The sequence below is a fragment of the Leuconostoc suionicum genome (genome assembly GCF_001891125.1).
GTDB classification, from domain to species: Bacteria; Bacillota; Bacilli; order Lactobacillales; family Lactobacillaceae; genus Leuconostoc; species Leuconostoc suionicum.
Genome location: NZ_CP015247.1, coordinates 64,143 through 81,154 on the forward strand (window position 1 = coordinate 64,143; position 17,012 = coordinate 81,154).

Annotated in this window: 19 protein-coding genes; 12 read left to right on the forward strand and 7 right to left on the reverse strand. The window is 34.2% G+C overall.

Annotation, left to right across the window (positions count from 1 at the left end; genetic code table 11):
- Positions 1–91: 91 nt before the first annotated feature.
- The 3 genes from A6B45_RS00375 to trpX are packed head-to-tail and all read right to left on the reverse strand — an operon-like array spanning position 92 to position 2,740.
- A complete protein-coding gene (locus A6B45_RS00375; protein WP_072612871.1) occupies positions 92–847 on the reverse strand; it encodes an ABC transporter ATP-binding protein in 756 nt (251 codons plus the stop codon).
- A complete protein-coding gene (locus tag A6B45_RS00380) occupies positions 840–1,739 on the reverse strand; it encodes an ABC transporter permease (RefSeq protein WP_072612872.1) in 900 nt (299 codons plus the stop codon). Before A6B45_RS00380 ends, A6B45_RS00375 begins: the two co-directional genes overlap by 8 nt.
- Positions 1,736–2,740 carry a tryptophan ABC transporter substrate-binding protein gene (gene trpX / locus A6B45_RS00385; RefSeq protein ID WP_072612873.1) on the reverse strand — a complete coding sequence of 335 codons (1,005 nt, stop codon included), beginning with the start codon at positions 2,738–2,740 and terminating at the stop codon, positions 1,736–1,738. The genes A6B45_RS00380 and trpX overlap by 4 nt, the downstream gene beginning before the upstream one ends.
- A gap of 464 nt (positions 2,741–3,204) precedes the next feature.
- Between trpX and A6B45_RS00390 the strand changes: the two genes are divergently transcribed.
- The 3 genes from A6B45_RS00390 to A6B45_RS10340 all read left to right on the forward strand — a co-directional run bounded on the left by A6B45_RS00390 (position 3,205) and on the right by A6B45_RS10340 (position 4,827).
- A complete protein-coding gene (locus A6B45_RS00390) occupies positions 3,205–3,792 on the forward strand; it encodes a helix-turn-helix domain-containing protein (RefSeq protein WP_072612874.1) in 588 nt (195 codons plus the stop codon).
- Positions 3,793–3,849: 57 nt separating this feature from the next.
- The gene (locus A6B45_RS00395; protein ID WP_072612875.1) at positions 3,850–4,587 is read left to right on the forward strand and encodes an SDR family NAD(P)-dependent oxidoreductase; all 738 of its coding nucleotides are present in this window, start codon (positions 3,850–3,852) and stop codon (positions 4,585–4,587) included.
- Between the two features lie 114 nt (positions 4,588–4,701).
- A complete protein-coding gene (locus A6B45_RS10340; RefSeq protein ID WP_011679061.1) occupies positions 4,702–4,827 on the forward strand; it encodes a putative metal homeostasis protein in 126 nt (41 codons plus the stop codon).
- Between the two features lie 818 nt (positions 4,828–5,645).
- On the opposite strand, the gene A6B45_RS00400 is transcribed toward A6B45_RS10340, so the two are convergent.
- Together A6B45_RS00400 and A6B45_RS00405 are read right to left on the reverse strand one after the other, a co-directional pair.
- Positions 5,646–6,995 (reverse strand): bacteriocin secretion accessory protein, encoded by a 1,350-nt coding sequence (locus A6B45_RS00400; protein ID WP_072612876.1) that lies wholly within the window; start codon positions 6,993–6,995, stop codon positions 5,646–5,648.
- A gap of 17 nt (positions 6,996–7,012) precedes the next feature.
- A complete protein-coding gene (locus A6B45_RS00405; RefSeq protein WP_072612877.1) occupies positions 7,013–9,160 on the reverse strand; it encodes a peptide cleavage/export ABC transporter in 2,148 nt (715 codons plus the stop codon).
- Positions 9,161–9,848: 688 nt separating this feature from the next.
- On the opposite strand from A6B45_RS00405, the gene A6B45_RS00415 reads away from it, so the two are divergent.
- The 6 genes from A6B45_RS00415 (at position 9,849) to A6B45_RS00445 (ending at position 12,145) form a co-directional block, all read left to right on the forward strand.
- Positions 9,849–10,049: a ComC/BlpC family leader-containing pheromone/bacteriocin gene (locus A6B45_RS00415; RefSeq protein WP_072612878.1), complete on the forward strand. Its 201-nt coding sequence runs from the start codon at positions 9,849–9,851 to the stop codon at positions 10,047–10,049.
- Entirely contained in the window at positions 10,042–10,206 is a 165-nt protein-coding gene (locus A6B45_RS00420; RefSeq protein WP_072612879.1) for a class IIb bacteriocin, lactobin A/cerein 7B family, read from the forward strand. Before A6B45_RS00415 ends, A6B45_RS00420 begins: the two co-directional genes overlap by 8 nt.
- Before the next feature lie 585 nt (positions 10,207–10,791).
- The gene (locus A6B45_RS00425; protein ID WP_072612880.1) at positions 10,792–10,968 is read left to right on the forward strand and encodes a class IIb bacteriocin, lactobin A/cerein 7B family; all 177 of its coding nucleotides are present in this window, start codon (positions 10,792–10,794) and stop codon (positions 10,966–10,968) included.
- Positions 10,969–10,997: 29 nt separating this feature from the next.
- Positions 10,998–11,159 (forward strand): class IIb bacteriocin, lactobin A/cerein 7B family, encoded by a 162-nt coding sequence (locus tag A6B45_RS00430; protein WP_072612881.1) that lies wholly within the window; start codon positions 10,998–11,000, stop codon positions 11,157–11,159.
- Positions 11,160–11,778: 619 nt separating this feature from the next.
- Positions 11,779–11,958 (forward strand): class IIb bacteriocin, lactobin A/cerein 7B family, encoded by a 180-nt coding sequence (locus A6B45_RS00440; protein WP_072612883.1) that lies wholly within the window; start codon positions 11,779–11,781, stop codon positions 11,956–11,958.
- Between the two features lie 13 nt (positions 11,959–11,971).
- Positions 11,972–12,145 carry a class IIb bacteriocin, lactobin A/cerein 7B family gene (locus tag A6B45_RS00445; RefSeq protein ID WP_072612884.1) on the forward strand — a complete coding sequence of 58 codons (174 nt, stop codon included), beginning with the start codon at positions 11,972–11,974 and terminating at the stop codon, positions 12,143–12,145.
- 489 nt (positions 12,146–12,634) lie between these two features.
- On the opposite strand, the gene A6B45_RS00455 is transcribed toward A6B45_RS00445, so the two are convergent.
- Together A6B45_RS00455 and A6B45_RS00460 are read right to left on the reverse strand one after the other, a co-directional pair.
- A complete protein-coding gene (locus A6B45_RS00455) occupies positions 12,635–13,360 on the reverse strand; it encodes a response regulator transcription factor (protein WP_072612886.1) in 726 nt (241 codons plus the stop codon).
- Positions 13,361–13,365: 5 nt separating this feature from the next.
- Positions 13,366–14,361 carry a sensor histidine kinase gene (locus tag A6B45_RS00460; RefSeq protein WP_237048954.1) on the reverse strand — a complete coding sequence of 332 codons (996 nt, stop codon included), beginning with the start codon at positions 14,359–14,361 and terminating at the stop codon, positions 13,366–13,368.
- 787 nt (positions 14,362–15,148) lie between these two features.
- On the opposite strand from A6B45_RS00460, the gene A6B45_RS00465 reads away from it, so the two are divergent.
- From A6B45_RS00465 to A6B45_RS00475, 3 genes are all read left to right on the forward strand, one after another.
- Entirely contained in the window at positions 15,149–15,952 is an 804-nt protein-coding gene (locus A6B45_RS00465) for a hydroxymethylpyrimidine/phosphomethylpyrimidine kinase (protein WP_072612887.1), read from the forward strand.
- A complete protein-coding gene (locus A6B45_RS00470; RefSeq protein ID WP_081371152.1) occupies positions 15,936–16,502 on the forward strand; it encodes an ECF transporter S component in 567 nt (188 codons plus the stop codon). The genes A6B45_RS00465 and A6B45_RS00470 overlap by 17 nt, the downstream gene beginning before the upstream one ends.
- Positions 16,503–16,670: 168 nt before the next feature.
- Positions 16,671–16,961, forward strand: coding sequence for a hypothetical protein (locus A6B45_RS00475; RefSeq protein WP_072612889.1), 291 nt, complete (start codon positions 16,671–16,673; stop codon positions 16,959–16,961).
- Positions 16,962–17,012 lie beyond the last annotated feature (51 nt).

The window sequence follows — 17,012 nt, forward strand, 5'->3', positions numbered from 1 at the left end:
GTGTTACAAATTAGATTATACACATAATTAGTGTAAATGAAAACAGCAGTGGTACTGTCTCAGTGTCACTGCTGTTTTGGTAAGTCAAAAATTAACTGACAAAGTATTTTAAAATTTGCGCCTCATCAAGCGCGTTTTTTTCGTCATCGCGCACATCAAGTACAATATTACCTGCATTTAAAATAATTAACCTGTTGCCATATTTCAACGCGTCGGCTAAATTGTGTGTAATCATCAAGGCAGTCAGATTATTTGCAGTAACTTGCTCATTCGTTGCAAGCATCAGCTGCTCAGATGTCTTGGGATCGAGTGCAGCGGTATGTTCATCTAATAAAAGTAGCTCTGGTTTAACACGTGTAGCCATTAGAAAACTTAGTGCTTGACGCTGACCACCTGACAGATCACCAGTTGCTGTATTGAGACGACTGTCTAAATTGTTACCCATGACCTTGGTTAATTCAGCATATTCAGTCAATTTTTTTTGTGTTAATCCACGACTTCGTAACGTGCGCTTGCTGCCTCGCTTTTCAGCAAGAAGTAGATTTTCAGCAACCGTCATTCTAGGTGCAGTACCCATTTTAGGATCTTGAAAAACACGAGCAATGTAATTTGTACGCTTAACGGCTGTTTCATGAGCAATATTATTACCGTTATGCAAGATTTCACCAGATGCTACTGATAGGTTACCTGCAATAGTGTTAAATAGTGTTGACTTACCAGCACCGTTAGTGCCCAAAACGGTGATGAAATCTCCATCGTAAATATCGAAATTAATTGACTTTAGTATTTGAATACTATCCCCAACTGTGACAATGACGTCTTTAAGAGAGAAAACTGGTTTAGTCATGTGGTGTAACACCTTTCTTAATTATTTTATCGAGATTCAGCGCATGACGCAGTTGCGGCAAAATCATAGCAACAGCTAAGACGAGAGCTGAAATAAGGTTGATGTCGTTAGTAGAAAAACCAAGTCGAAGCACAGCTAACAGGACTAAACGGTATAGAATCGAACCGACAATAACAGCAACTAAACGCTCATTTAATGTTAATTCACCGAAAACAACTTCGCCGATAATAATTGAAGCTAAAGCAATAACAATAATGCCAATACCCATGTTGATGTCAGCATAACCATTATTTTGTGCGATAACAGCGCCTCCAAAGGCGATAAGACCATTGGACAACATTAGTCCCATGATTGTCATGCGGTCTGTTTGAATCCCAATTGATTGTGCCATGTTAGGATTGTCACCGGTAGCAATAAAGGCTTGTCCTAATTCGGTTTGCAAGAAAAAGATTAATCCTGCTGTGATTACAGCAATAATAACCAAGCCTAAGAAAACAGAATCAAAATATTTTGGTAAGTGCTGCAATATTTTGATAGAGAAAATCGACTTTTGATTTAGTAATGAGATATTTGCTGAGCCCATAATACGGAGATTAATAGATAATGTTGCCGTCATGACTAAGATACCAGATAAGAGGATAGGAATTTTTCCTTTGGTATAAAGTAACCCAGTGATTAACCCAGCAATTGTGCCGACTAAGAAAGCGGCAATGGTCGCGATAAACGGGTCAATCCCATGAGCAATCATCGCCACTGCTGTTGACGCACCTAAAGGGAAAGAGCCTTCAACGGTCATATCAGGAAAGTTTAAAATTCGAAAAGTAAGAAATAATGCGACGCCAAGTACTGCCCATAAGAGGCCTTGCCCGATACTAGATACAATCATACTCATTTGAAGACTTCTCCTTTAGTTTCAGCTTCCTTAATCATACTCTTTGGCAAAGTAATGCCGAGCAGCTTAGCTTGTTTTAAGTTAATGGTCATTTCACCCTTTGTAATGGTTTTGACAGGGTAGGTTGCGGTGTTCTTACCCTTCAAGACTTGTCCGGCCATGACACCGGCTTGATAACCTATATCATACTGGCTAACGGATATAGTGGCGATTCCACCATCCTTCACCATGGTATCTACTGCAGGGATAACTGGAATTTTTTCTTGGTTTGTGACGTTAATGAGTGTTTTCATAGCACTTGCAACGCCGTTATCTTGTGGTGCATAGACAGCATCAACTTGGCTGGCCATTGTTTCGGCAACTTGTTGCATATCGTTAGTTGTTGAAATAGTGTACATTTTAACAGTGTAGCCAGCTTTTTTAGCCAGCTTTTCCATGTTTTTAGCATTATATTCACCACCATGATCTGATGTTGTGTAAATAATGCCTAATGTTTTAGCTTTGGGAACGACTTGTTGAACCACACCTAAATGTTGTTTCAGAGGAGAGTCACCAGAAACACCCGTCACATTATTTCCCGGGCGTTGTGTTGTTTTGACTAATCCAGACCCTTTAGGATCAGTAATTCCGGCTAGAATAACCGGATTATTACCATCAGCTGTTTTGGCTAATGATAGGGCAGCTGGTGTGGCAATACCGATTGTTAAATCAGCATTTTCATTGGCAAATTTTTGTGACATAGTCTTGAGATTTGATTGGTCAGCTTGGGCATTTTGATAGTCAATCTTAATTTTTTTACCTGAGTAGCCTTGTGATTTTAATCCCGCAACAATACCATGATGAATTTGATCTAAGGCAGGGTGCGTAACTAATTGTAAAATGCCAACAGTTGGCACGTAAGTTGATTTTTTTTCTTGTGTGTTTGGTTTGCTAGTAACAATAAATGCTACGGCTAGAAATGCAACAATAATTGTAATTGCCGACAAAAGTCGCTTGTTCATGATATTCTCCAAATTTCTCTGCTCTTCTAAACTAAAATGACCTTGGCTCGCCACGCAGGGCTTTCCAAGGTCAAAAGAAAAGTCTGCATGGTATATCCCCATACAGACTCGATTGTCGCAAAAAATAGTCGGTATGGATAAAACAAATGTTTTAAACATCAGCTTTATCCGTTACCGAAAAGCTGACTCTACCGACGCCACCAGGCGTTATTGAGTTGAACTGCTAAGTTTTGCATAATTATCTCCGAGTTGTTTATGAAATAAGAATACTAAGAATTTGATGAGTTGTCAATAGTTTTTAAAATAAAAAATGTATCGGTATGTGTCCTTTTAAAACAGTATAGAATGCCTAAAAGTTTTTCTCTTAAGAAAAACTGAAAGAATAAGCAATATTTATGGATATAATAAAGATAAAAATATTATGTTTATTGTCAACGTAAACAGACTAACTAAAAGGAAGTTATATGAATGATTTAGTCAATACTTTTTCAGAAGTCAATAATTTAGGTAGATTAATTCGTGGTATGCGTGAAGCACGTGGCGTTTCTGTCAATGATTTAGTACGAGTGACAGGGTTGTCGCGTAGTATGATTTCTAAATTTGAAAGAGGGCAAACAGATATTCAGTTAAGCAGCATGATTAAAATATTTAGTGCTATGTCTTTAACCTTAGATGACTTATGTCATGCGAGACTATTTGACGAATTTTTAATGAATGAATTGTGCGAAAAAGCTTATCGATTTAAAAATGACCACATCGTGTTACAACAAATTTTAGATGAAATATGTAGCCGTGATTTTTTAATACGACAAGAAGAAATTTTAAAATTGATTTTGCAGACGTGTATCAACTCTGATTGCGGTTTGCCAAAAGAAGTTGAGAATTATTTTGATAACTTAGATGGCATTTGGTCTTTCGATGCTTATCTGGTATTATTGGCAGAATCTTTCTTATCTCAACGTATTCATTTACGGATTGCTAAGGAATTGGCCCAGTATCAAGGATATCGTCCAAGAATTATTAACACCGCCTATCATGTTTTTGTTCATTAGGAGGTTGTATTTAGGTTACGGCATCCTACAAAAAAGATTACTCTAGGGAGAATGTTGATGAAAAATATCGTTATAACGGGTGGTACTTCTGGCGTGGGATTTGCCATTGCCAAAGAAATAGCAAACGAAGGACATAACATAATTATTGTGGGCCGTCATGAACATAAAGCCCATATAGCTCAAAAGAAGCTTGGGAATAATGTTAAAGTAGTTATCGGCGATCTATCCAACGAAGCTGAATGTGAGGGTGTGATTGATGAGATTAAAAGGCTGCTTTCACATATTGACGTGCTAATTCATAGTGCAGGTGTTCTTCCACACAATGCGATTGAAAATATCCATGTGAATTTATTACCACATTATTATTTAACGACTAAATTACGTGGCTTATTAGCAAATAGTAGGGTATTGATTATCACAGGACATCCACAAGCAGTAAATCTTGTACCGATTTGTGAAATACAAAGTAGCGCATTTTCTAGAGCAGCATGGGTAATCACGCACAAAACTCTACTAATGATCCTATTAAATCAAATGTTGCGAGATTGCAATACCACAGTTAATAGCTTTTACCCTGGACAAGTGAATAGCAATTTGATGAGATATACCGAAAAAATAGATAACACTGAAGTACCGGTGGGCGCATATTTGGCGCTTAATGCTACTTTAGAGAAAATGTCAGGCATATTTTTTGATGAAAATGGTAAAATAGTACAACTTGATAATCAGAAGTATAATGTAAAGACAGCAGAAAAAATTTTGGCACCATACTTGAGTAAGATAACTACCTATTAGGAACGATTATATTGTGGATTAATGAACCGGTTGTTATTATTCTATTGACTTAAATAGTAATAATTACTATAATTAAAAGTAATAATTACTATTAGTAAAAAGGAAAAAATAATAATGGCAGAAAAAAACGATTTAAGCAGTGCATACCGACGATTAAAAAGTCCGAATGCGAAGACAAGGGACCGTGCTTTGAAATTATTAAAAGAAATCAAGGCTAAAAAGTCACAAAAAAGTAAATAGCTGTTCAATACATGAAAAGGCATCGTATGTTATGATGCTTTTTTTGATTGGGTGCATATTTTATAACCGTTTAGTGCGTTTTTATAACCGTTTATGTTATTGAAGTAGAAGAAGTAAATCAAGGGTATATAGTTATTGTTATATAGATTAAAATACAACAAATTTTAAAGGGAGGATAAAAAACATCAAATCACATTAGAAGGGATAATTATCAAAATCATCTGATGTTTTTGTTTATGTTTTGAAATTTAGATTAATCGTAATCGTGCTAATTGTTGTTTATAATTGGGGAATTGAATGAATTGATTTTGAAAAAATTCATTTCAGGTGATAATGTGCATGTGCCATAGAACTTTTTTATGGTGATTCAGTCTAATACTTGGGACACTTAATTTGAATCATAAAGTGTTCTTGCTATTGAAGTGGTTAATGGGGAGAAGGATATGAAATGAAATCGTTATTTATTCAAGTTCATTACCTTTGTATGTGTAGTCCTATCTTCAAAATTGGTAGAGATGGACAATTTTCGAAAAAGCTAGTATGTTAGATTACAATTTTACATTGATCAACTTTGGAAAATTTGTTGCACTACAAAAATTTTTTGGAGTAGTATAGGTCCACAATTGAAAAACATAGCAAGGGGGCTGTGTTTTTCAATTGTGGTGGTCTGTGATGATGAAGAACAATTGATATTGGGGTTCATTATCACGTTATGATTGTGTCCTATTCCTTCAATCACGCTAAAAGAATGCGTATAGGAATCAAAAAAACGTATCAGCCTTGAGTAAAGGGTGATACGTTTTTTTAGGTTGTGCACGCTATTGATGAATCAACGTGTTTTTAATGTACGACATCCAAGTGCTTTTCCCTGTGATGATACTAACTGTTCCAGTTTGTCCATAATGAATATTTTGATAGTCTTTTGGACGTAAGTTTAATATTGCACTGACCTGATAAAAATTACCGTCTTTTGTTGTAATGGGATTAGCGGGAATATTTGTAATATTGCCTGGTATCACCATGTGTTTGCTATTTTTTTCTGTTAAATGATAACGTATTGGTTGATTTTCCACTATCTGTGAAATTTCATTTGCAGAGATATAAAAACTAACTTTTAAGTCGGGAATTTTTTTGAGATTTGGATATATTTGTGCAACATTAGTTCCTTGAGGGATGTTAGTTAATTTTGTTTTATTAACTAGTAAATTGACCGTACCGGATTCAGTAGCGATGATAGTATTTTTGCCACTTGTTTCTGTTGCAGCGTGTTGTATTTTGGTTTGTTCAATTTCTTGATTAAGTTTTTTTAATTCTTTGGTAATAGAAGCTAGTTGTTGTGATTTTAGTTCGCTGAGCTTGTTTGTGAGCACATCCTCTGCTAAATTGGTGGAAGAAAAACCGGCATATTGTGTTTTATAGCTAGTTAGCGCATCATTTATTGAATCTATTTGTTGTTGAATATTAGTCACAGTTTCTTTTTTTAGTTTATCTACCTGTGAAGTGGGTAACTCTTGTGATTGATGTTGGTAGTCTAAGAAGGTGTTGTAGTAGGCATTTTTAGGTGAGAGGCTTGTGTTTTTTATTATGGCATTAATCAGGTCTTGGTACTGGTTAAGCTCTGAATTTTTCTTATTTATAGCTTCTGCTATAATCGTTTGTTGCTGTTTGACGTGGTCTTGGTCATTGATTTGTTGCTGATGGTCTGTCGTCAGACTGCGTTGTTGAAAAAGATAACTTTGGTATGAAGTGGAACAACCATAGTTATCGTCATCAGTAAATAAATTTTGATTCTGTTTTATGCTGTCCTTATAGACTGTGAGTGCTTGTACATGTTCTTGCAGATTTTTAAGCGATGATTTTTGTAATTGTAAATTGGTATCTGATTCAGTATTTTGATACTGAATCAGGATATCTCCAGTAGTGACTTCCTTTTTTGTAAGTAATTCATTTTTAATGATAGGATTATTACTTGTTGATTGTATCGTTCTAAGTATTTTGATCGGTGCTATCTCTCCAGTGCTTTTAATAACTGTTTCTTTATGCGTAAGGCAAGCAAGCAAAATAAGCAAGACCAAAAGAACAAGTGTTGGAAAAATGATGAGTGTTGTGAAGTTTTGATATCTTTTAGTATAAAATTCTGAGCTTTCTAAAAGCCTCTCGTTAAACATGGTTGTACCTCCCATTATTAATGCTTTACAAGATGATAGTATTTTGATTTTTTATGTATAAGTTCAGCATGGCTACCATCTTCACTGATGATCCCTTTTTCAAGTAGAATAACACGTTGGACTTTTTCAGCAATGGTCAGGCGATGTGCAATAAAAATGATTGTCTTATTTTTAAGCGATAATAAATTATCAATAATCTTTTTTTCAGTTGCGACATCAAGATTACTGGTTGATTCATCCAAAATAAGTATTTGAGAATTACTAAGGAGGGCTCTAGCTAAAGCGATACGCTGCTTTTGGCCTCCAGACATGCCGCCTTCCTCTGAAATTTCGGTTTGATAACTTTGTGGCATATTTTCGATGTCGTCTTTAATGTCAGCAAGCTCAACAGCATGTAGGATGTCTTCTTGTGTTGTATTTTCACGAGCACCTAGTGTTAAGTTATCTAATATGCTTCCAGTAAATATGTATGGGTTTTGTGGTAGATAAAGAATATGTTGTCTTAAATTTTGGCGTTGAACGTGTTTAATGTTTTGTTCACCAATAAAAATGTTTCCAGCACTAGGTGATATAAAATTAACAAGTAGTTTGGCTAATGTTGACTTACCGGAACCACTAACACCGACCAGAGCAACTTTTTCACCAAAGGGAATCTTAATTGAAAAGTGGTGTAATATGTTCTTTTGATAACCATATTGATAGCTGACGTCGTCAACTGTAATATTATGAGGGTTATTATGATGAAGCTCTTGCGATTCTGATTTTTTAAACTCTGATTTTACAAGATAGACTTCGTTTAATCGTCGGTTAGCAACCGTTGCCGTTTGTAATTTCGCCTGCAAGTTAATAATATTTTGGAAAGGTTCAGTAAAGTAGCCTAGTAATGCATTATAAGTAACTAACTGACCGACACTAATTTGATTACTAATCACTAGCTTGGCGCCCAACCATAAAATGAATACATTGATAATGAGTTGAGTTGCTTGTTTAATACTATTTTGAATGGCTTCGCTTTTTTGATGGGCAAAGGATTTTTTTAAATAATCAACAAATTCACGATCAATTTTTTGATAGCTTGTCTTCTCACTTGTCAAAGATTTTATGGTTTCAATACCATTGATGTCTTCAATAATAGAGGAGCTCAGTGTTGCATTACTTGCCATCTGTTCTTGATTCAATCGTTCAAATGGCTTCATGAAACAGTAGACAATCAAGAAGTAGATAGGGAAAGAGATTAGAGATAGTAGAAAAAGTTTTGTATTTTGAATTGCTAAGACGCTGCCAACAATTATCGTGATCCCTAAATCTAAAAAAAGTGAGAGAATTGTATTTGCCATGGCATCAATAATGGTATTGGCGTCATTAAAACGCGTTACAATTTCACCTGTTCGACGTGTGGCAAAGAAATTAACAGGCAGTTCGAACAAGTGACGTATGTATGATAGTATGACTTCAATCGATAATCGTTGTCCCATAATAGTTAACAAATAGGTTCGAGCAAAACTAAGTAGTTGTTGTAACACATAGGTCGTAATGAGCCCTAATGAAACAACGGTTAATGTGTTAGACATAGCACTAGGAATATAGGCATCGATCACTAGTTGCATGTAATAAGAACCAGCGATACTAATTAAGGTGACTAGCAAAGAAGCGGCGACAATATTAGCAATTAATCCTTTTTGTCGGCTAATAATTGGTAAAAAGGATAGGATACTGTTTTTATTTTCTTTAAAAGGTTTATATTTGGGTGAAGGCGACATGAACAATGCTACCCCAGTCCACTCTTTGGAGAATTCCTGTAACGTCATTGCGGTTTTACCAACTGTTGGATCTGGATCTGCAATAATAACTTTGTTTTTAGTGAATCCGTACACTACATAATAATGTAAGTATTGACCTTTTTTCTCAACATGAGCGATAAACGGCAGAGGTAAATCTTTCATTTCGAACAAAGTCAAGTCAGCTTGAATTGGACGGACATCCATATTAAATGATTCAGCGGCTTTCACTAAGCCTAACGCCGTTGTACCTGATAAAGATGTTTGACAGCGTTCGCGAATGTTAGCTAATGAAACATCTGAGCCGTGTCGCTTTAAAATCATAGCTAGTGCTGCTACGCCACAATCTTTTTCTTCAAGTTGTGATATATAATGAAACTTTCTCATGCTTATGCGCTCCTATAAAAATAACTTTAAAAGTTTATTTTATAGTGAGAATGGTATTTTGTTATTAATTGATCATAACTGGTTGTTATTTTGTGTTGAATGGTGGACTTTTAACCATTCAATGTAATCAAATGATCATTTAGTGTATGATGTATTCATTATTCATTCATTGTTGTATATTTAATGTATTCGTTGCGCAACGATAGAAAGAGGCTATTGTTATAATGTGAAATAAGTTCGGAGTACTTTTAAAATGAAATTGTTCGTTTTTATATGTAAACACATACACAAGAAAATTTATTAATGGATTGCGGTGCAATTATGTTTCGATTTTTTTAATACCTGTAACCATAATGGGAGAAAAAACATCTTTATTAACTGCTATTATAGCAGCAGTCATATTTTGGGTATTTAATTTCCTTTTAAGTGGTTTTATTTGTAAGTTTAAAGAGTGTTAATTTATTGTAATAGCTTCATTCTTTTTAGTAATCTTGTGTGTCTTATGTATAGTGAGTGATAGCTTGTAAAATTAAGCTGAACAATTGAACAAAAATTTTGTGGATTCTTCAGGGGTAATTGACTAAAACCAACTATAAAGAATTTTTCATTTATAAATTAAAAGTATTGTCCATTTTATTATCATCATGTATAACACTTCACATGGAATATTTTATTTAAAGGAGAGTTTATGAACTCACAATCATTGACTAGTTTGTCTGAATTTGAAACTATTGATAACGGACAGCTTGAACAAATTGAAGGTGGTATTTTCCCACTCATCATCGGTGGGGTAGTTATTACCAAGGGAGCGGTTATAACAGGTAGTTTATTAGCGGGAGCAGCGGGAGTTGGAGCATATGTTGGATATAAAGCAAAGAAAAATGGATAGTTTTAAAACTTTGGATCACTCAGAACTTCCTGAAGTTGTTGGTGGCGTGGTGCCAATAATAGTGGGTGGCGCTGTAGTTCTGAAGGTGGCTGCTGGTATGGGTGGTGCTTTTGCGGCTGGATATACTATTGGATACGCGCTCACAAAGAAAAAGTAAGGTAAATAAATTATGACTATAACAAGCAAAAGTGTTTTAAAGATTTTTAGTTTGATATTTGTTATTTTATTTAGTGTTACTGCATTGCTTATATATACTAACACCATTGATAGTATCAAAAATTTTTATATATTATACATTTTGTCATTGCTTGCTTTATACTTTAGTTGGACTTGAAAATTAGAATGAGCTTATATTGTGGATAACTGCGATGTAAGTTCTTTTTTTGGAAAATAAATTAATTTTGTCAATTTTATTGAGCAATTAAGAATAGTAAAAAATATACTCTTAAGAAATTAAATTATATCCTACAAATAGACGAACATGATTGTGGTGTAGACGCCCTAGCTAGGGTTTATTTGATAAAAAATTATCCTATCCCTTTATTGCTTATTTCGTAAACTAGAAAAGCACCACCATTATCATTGCTTCTGGTTGTTATTTTGTGTTGAATGGTGGACTTTTAACCGTTTAACATTTCAACATGACCATTCGTTCCATTTATCTATAAAGACACAACAAGTTAGTGTATATTTAGTTTTATCGTTGCGCAGCGGTTAAATACCAAAAATAATAGGGGGAAGTATGATCAACAGTATAGCGGTCAAGGAATTAAATGACATGGAATTAGAAAGCATTAATGGTGGTTGGTCACCACAAGGTTTTGCTATTTCCTTTGTACTTGGAGGGGCAGTAGGTGTTGGTGCCTATTCAATATATCAATTCGGTATGGACCAAGGATATCGAAATAATAAAAAGTAGGATTAGATTTATTTAGGAGGGTATAACGTATGGCATTATTTAAGGAATTAAGCAACAAGGAATTAGTAAATGTAAATGGGGGAGTAGTCCCAGTAGCTGTAGTTTTGTGTGTCCCAACATTAGCACTTGGAATATACCAAGCTGGATATGCGGCAGGAAAAGACAGAGCCCAAGCTGGCTTACGCCGATGAAATATCTACTGTTGTTTTTACAGTGTCTAATATTTACCGCTTTATGTTTATTGGTAATATTAATAGGTTTAAGTGATCAACATCGTTTTGGAGCGGTATCATATCATGCTATGAATAGTATGTTTGTTTTGTTGATGCTTTTCCAGTTTGCCTTATTTTTAATACCCAATAAATTCTTAGGTGCATTTGAAAACAGTTTGTCCGGATATTTGAGAAAAAAATCATTATGGAAAATTGTTGTATGGACAGGAATAAGTGGTGGTATATTGTCGTTGAAGGAAATAGTTTGTAATAAAATTTAAATTCATATATCTTACTTCAAGGATTAAGATGTTTGCGAAACTCTTAAGTAGATTTTTATGGCATGGAGAAATCCATGCTTTTTTTGCAGTAAAATTGGTATTGAGCAATTATTCAAATAGTCACTCAAAGATTAGCTACAAATTGCTTTTGAATGTATCATGAATGGTTGTTAATATTCTGTAGATGGACCAAATGGACCTTTTACTACCCTAAAATAGCCACTGACCTCACTTATGTATATATTGTTAATAAATTTTTGTATATTCGAATTATTCGTTGCGCAACGATAAAAAAATATGGGACTAGGGGAAGAGTCATGGATAACTATCTGGGATTAAGTAACTTTAAAGAGTTGAATTCTGAAGAATTACTGGAGTCAGGAGGAATAGCTCCTCTGATTGTAGCTGGTTTATGGATCGCTGGAGGAGTTGGCGGTGCTGGAGTTGCGGGCTTCGCTATCGGAGCGACGGCTGGGTACATTGCTAATAAAAAGTGAGGAGAATAAGAAAATGAAAGAATTGAATACATTTGCTAATTTATCAACAGAAGAAATGAAAAATATTCATGGTGGAATTATTCCTGTTAGTCCGAGTACTGTTAAGTGGTATTGCGCTGCAGTTGGTGGTGCCTTTGTGTGGGGATATGACAAAGGATATCAATTTGGAAAGGATTTGGCTAAATAATAATCATGACAGATAATACGAACGCTGCAATAGCGTTAGGAGTATTTATATTATACTTTGTCATTGCAGCACTACGTTTTTTTACAGATGTAGGTATCTTAAATATTATTTCTGCAAGAGACTTAGAGCAAGCATCTCATTTTTTGTTAATAATAACTTTTGTTAATTTGATTGTATGGCCATTAAAAAAAGACAGTAAATTTTCTTTTCTTCGGTAAATAGTATTATATAGTTGTCTTTTATTACATAAAATACTATTTTAGATAATTCAATTGTAAAAAGAATAATCACATTACTATTCAAATTAGACAGATGGCAAGAAAGTATATGATTATTATAGGGAAAATCATATCAAAAGTTCTCAGGTTGCTGCACTATTGTTAGTGAATCACTGTTGGGAGATTATTAATTCTAGCTATTGCAGATCATACACAAAAAATAAAAAAGGCGGGTTCACTGAGATGTTAACAGTGAATCCGCTTTTTTTAGTCACAGGAGGTTTCTTAATGCTTTTATTTTTCTTCGGGAAATTAGACAAGTTAGTTGATTATGAAGGATAATTTCATTATTAACTTTATCAATTTGTTCAATTTTATTAATATTTACAAGATAGGAACGATGGCTACGGAATAATCTATCATCCATCGCTTCGATATCTTGTAGTCGAGCTGTGAATTGGATACGTTTATTTTTACTCACTAAAGCGATTTGTCGTGTGCCCGATATTGTTTCAAAGAATAGAATATCATTGAAGGGTATCTGAAAATGGCATTGTGAGTTATTGTAGTGAAATAAATCTAGAGGCTTATCTTGATGCCTTTTTTCTACAAGATGAGTTAAGCATTCTTTTAATTGCTGCTTAAAATCACTTGATGCTTGCGTCTTATCTATAAAGTCCAGTGCAGAGATATGATATTGGAAAGTAAGTGGCAAGAATTCAGAATGAGTCGTGACAAAAATGATAGCAGCATATGGATCATGTTTTCTAATTTCTTTAGCGACCTGAAACCCTTTTTTATCCGATCCTTTGATTTCAATATCGAGAAAGTATATGTGATGCGTCCCATTACTCAGTAGGTGCTGTGATAGTTGTTCTGGCTTTGAGTAAGTGTTAATCTGTTGGCATGACCAATTGTTTTCCTGGATTAATTCGTTTAAGTAGCGTCGCAATTTTTGTTGCTGTATGATATCATCTTCTAAAATGTTGATGTGCATAAAATTTATCCTTGTGTAATCAATGTCTGTCGGAATCGATAATTACTGCATTCGGTTTCTATATGTGCTTGTTCATAATTACTTAAGATATGTTGCATATTGCTCAATCCAATGCCACGATTAGCTCCTTTGCTGGTTACGCCATCTTGAAAAATATGGCTGATATTAATAAATTCTTGATTAGTAGAATTTTCAATAATGAGACGGTGCTCCTGCTTAACATTATCTGTAATGAACGCAATATTAATAAAAGCTATTGAACATGCTTCGCTGGCTTCAATAGCGTTGTCCAACAAAATACCCAGCATACGAATATAATCAAAAACATCAACGTGGCAAGTGGACCATTTTTGTTCAATTTCGAATTCTATATGAATACCTTTTTCTAGTGCTAAAATAATTTTATTTGATAGAATACTTTTGATAGCAGGGATGTCGATTTTTGTTAATGATCCTAAGGTGTGATTCCCGTGATTCAATACACTCGAGGAGTTTTTTAATACATCTTCATATATAGAGCGAATCTGATTGATATCACCGGCTTGTATACTTGTTTCTAAACTGACAATTAGGTTGGCATAATCATGACGAAAGCCATTGATACTTTTATAGAGATCTTCGATTTGTGTTGTATAGGTTGTTAAATGATCTAATTGCTGTTGCTTTTGCTGTGCTAATTGAAAGTTGAAATAATTTTGGGTAGTATTCTTAAGATAAACCAATAATGATATTAAACTAACAACAAAGAACATATTAACAGCATTTTTATATGAAGCATTGTTAAATTGGTACGTCAATAAATAAAGTATTAGGCTAGTAGACAATAGTGAATTGATAAATTTCAAGCGATTGCTTTTCTGTAAGTGTTGGTTTTTCCGTATAATTTCTAGATTTGGTGCAATCAGTTTGATTACACCAAACTGTATAATACCTATGAGTATTGGTGTAGCAATGCTGTCATAGAGAGTCACAACATCATCTACAAAAAAGTGTGAAGGCAAAAATAGTTCGCCAAATGATTGAAGTATAGTTCCTAAAGCAGATACCGTTAAAATGGCGTATAGTCCATAAAAACAGATGAGATGAAAACTTTGAGTTTGTCTATTAGGCAGTACCCCCAGCAGTACTAGGTACAATACTTATACAGTGTGTCCCAGAATACTCAATGAGTGTGTTGTTACTAGAATAACTACTAAAAATAAAACAAAGTAGCGTAGGCTGTACTTTGTTTTACTCATCGCACAGAATATAATATATTTTATGCCTGATAAAAATAGAAAACCAAACATAACGTTAATCATTACTAATATATACATAACAAGTTCCCCCTAACTCTAGTTACATTTTACATTAAAAGATAAACGTTTACCATTAGAATCAACTCAGTCAATTAAGTAAATAAAAAACCATTAACGCAATGTTGATGACCGTTCAATGAGACAATATTGAAGTTTTATAGAATAGTGGAGATAATGATTATACAAATATAATTTGAGGGGGATCAAAAGTAATGGAATTAGAACAATTCAAAAAGTTAAATCAGGAAACGTTAACTAAAGTTAATGGGGGAGATTTGCTGCGTGGTATGTGCAGGATAATGAACAACGCACATTTTTTTTGAACTAAATAGTAATTTATAAAAATATTTAAAAGGCCGCTAGTCTTCAAAAATTAGTGGCTTTTTATAATGCATTAATTAGTATCAAAAATTTTCTATTTGATATCATCCAGTAAACTAGTATAATAGCATTTATAATTACAACATGACAAAATTTAAATGGGAGAATTATGAATAAAGTATTATCTATCGGCGGATCAGATACAAGTGGTGGCGGTGGCATAGAGGCGGACATTAGAACTTTCGAAAAATACAACATATTTAATTTGGTTGCTATTGAAAATATTGTTACTATGGCACCACAAACATGGGCAGTGACGCAATATACAGAACCTAATGATTTGTTTGCGGCTCAATTACAAACAACATTGGCGGTTGATCTAAATGGCATTAAAGTTGGTATGATTTCAGATGTTGATAATTTCAATACATTGGTTGGCTATCTAGAAAGTGTGAACCCCAGTGTATTGTTGGTGGATCCCGTCATGGCTACAAAATTGTCAATCGATAATGATCGTATGGTTAATCTAGAGACCTACAAAGCAAAGTTGTTAGCCAAAGCGGACATTATTACGCCAAACATTTTGGAAGCAGCGATGTTAACGGGAGTGGAGTCTATTAACAACGTTTCCGAAATGAAAGTAGCCGCTGAAAAGTTGTCTAGCTATGGCATTAAATATGTTGTCATTAAATCGGGTAGTAGGTTTGGTGATAATCTAGCTACAGACGTGCTGTATGATGGTACTACTTTTGAAATATTCCAACGGGAATCGATAGCAACTGATTACAATCATGGTGCAGGCTGTACTTTTTCTGCAGCTGTATTAGCGAACACTGTGAAGGGATTGCCAATACACGAGGCGGTTCTTGATGCCAAAAATTTTACATTTCAGTCGATAGAAAATGAAGTTAGAGTCAATCAATTTGTAGGCCATGTTTGGCAAGGAGAAAATGGTCATGGGGCAACAAAATAGGGTAGTCATAGATATTGTGTTAGTTGCTTTATTTACTAGTATTACATTTGTAGCGACCAGTATACAGGTTCCAATGCCGGCACTGATAGGGAAACCATTTGTACATCTGGGTAACTCAGCAGTGCTTCTTTCGGTACTTTTATTAGGCTATAAACGGGGTGCATTGGCTGGTGGCTTTGGATTAGCATTATTTGATGTGATGCATGGTTATGCCATGGAAGCACCTTATTATTTTATTGAGTGCTTTATTGTTGGTGGTATTGCAGATTATGTATTTTCATTAGTAGACTATAAAAAACATGGGACAAATTTAAAATTAATTCTGGTTATTTTTTCAGCTGTTTTTGCTAAATTAGTAATGACAACGGGACATAATTTTGTGATGAGCTTATTTAAGGGGATGACACTCCAACCAGCAATAATAGCTACTATTTCATCTCTTTTTCCTACCATAATTAATTGCATTACGACATTAGTTACTGTCTTTGTGATATATCGAGTACTAGCTGAACAGTTTAAACGATTATTTGTAAGAAATAATTTTAATTAAACTTCGACTTATTGGTAAAAAGCTATTATCTTATTATTTATAGGATAGTAGTTTTTTTGCTCATAATAGTTGCGATTAGCGCAGCTAAACATATACAACACCAGTTTTGTTTCTATGTATACTAAGTGTATCGAGTATAGAGGAAATATAGATTATAAGGAGTATATTATGGGATTTTTCAAAATTCTGCATGATTATGTTAAAGATAATTATGAAAATGGCATATATAGAGAGAATGAGAAGTGGTTTGAAAAGGATAAAAATAGTGTGGATGATTATCAACTAGGGTATGAACAAGCAAAGCGTGATTATCACAAACACCACACTTTTAAGCGTTTTCCCTCTACTGCTGCTAATTTTATTAATATCGTTGCTAATAACAAAGCTGTTGAAGTATCAAAATTCATTAGTGGCTATGAGAATGCTAAACACGATATTCTCACAAAGAAGACGTTTTAATTTTTGGATACAAGTTTTTTCTGATAGTAGTTTAAATTGACTCTAAAACGA

Bases quoted from the DNA above. Each gene is read 5' to 3' on its own strand.
- A6B45_RS00375 (WP_072612871.1), bottom strand. From the start codon at position 847: ATGACTAAACCAGTTTTCTCTCTTAAAGACGTCATTGTCACAGTTGGG.
- A6B45_RS00380 (WP_072612872.1), bottom strand. From the start codon at position 1,739: ATGAGTATGATTGTATCTAGTATCGGGCAAGGCCTCTTATGGGCAGTA.
- trpX (WP_072612873.1), bottom strand. From the start codon at position 2,740: ATGAACAAGCGACTTTTGTCGGCAATTACAATTATTGTTGCATTTCTA.
- A6B45_RS00390 (WP_072612874.1), top strand. From the start codon at position 3,205: ATGAATGATTTAGTCAATACTTTTTCAGAAGTCAATAATTTAGGTAGA.
- A6B45_RS00395 (WP_072612875.1), top strand. From the start codon at position 3,850: ATGAAAAATATCGTTATAACGGGTGGTACTTCTGGCGTGGGATTTGCC.
- A6B45_RS10340 (WP_011679061.1), top strand. From the start codon at position 4,702: ATGGCAGAAAAAAACGATTTAAGCAGTGCATACCGACGATTAAAAAGT.
- A6B45_RS00400 (WP_072612876.1), bottom strand. From the start codon at position 6,995: ATGTTTAACGAGAGGCTTTTAGAAAGCTCAGAATTTTATACTAAAAGA.
- A6B45_RS00405 (WP_072612877.1), bottom strand. From the start codon at position 9,160: ATGAGAAAGTTTCATTATATATCACAACTTGAAGAAAAAGATTGTGGC.
- A6B45_RS00415 (WP_072612878.1), top strand. From the start codon at position 9,849: ATGAACTCACAATCATTGACTAGTTTGTCTGAATTTGAAACTATTGAT.
- A6B45_RS00420 (WP_072612879.1), top strand. From the start codon at position 10,042: ATGGATAGTTTTAAAACTTTGGATCACTCAGAACTTCCTGAAGTTGTT.
- A6B45_RS00425 (WP_072612880.1), top strand. From the start codon at position 10,792: ATGATCAACAGTATAGCGGTCAAGGAATTAAATGACATGGAATTAGAA.
- A6B45_RS00430 (WP_072612881.1), top strand. From the start codon at position 10,998: ATGGCATTATTTAAGGAATTAAGCAACAAGGAATTAGTAAATGTAAAT.
- A6B45_RS00440 (WP_072612883.1), top strand. From the start codon at position 11,779: ATGGATAACTATCTGGGATTAAGTAACTTTAAAGAGTTGAATTCTGAA.
- A6B45_RS00445 (WP_072612884.1), top strand. From the start codon at position 11,972: ATGAAAGAATTGAATACATTTGCTAATTTATCAACAGAAGAAATGAAA.
- A6B45_RS00455 (WP_072612886.1), bottom strand. From the start codon at position 13,360: ATGCACATCAACATTTTAGAAGATGATATCATACAGCAACAAAAATTG.
- A6B45_RS00465 (WP_072612887.1), top strand. From the start codon at position 15,149: ATGAATAAAGTATTATCTATCGGCGGATCAGATACAAGTGGTGGCGGT.
- A6B45_RS00470 (WP_081371152.1), top strand. From the start codon at position 15,936: ATGGGGCAACAAAATAGGGTAGTCATAGATATTGTGTTAGTTGCTTTA.
- A6B45_RS00475 (WP_072612889.1), top strand. From the start codon at position 16,671: ATGGGATTTTTCAAAATTCTGCATGATTATGTTAAAGATAATTATGAA.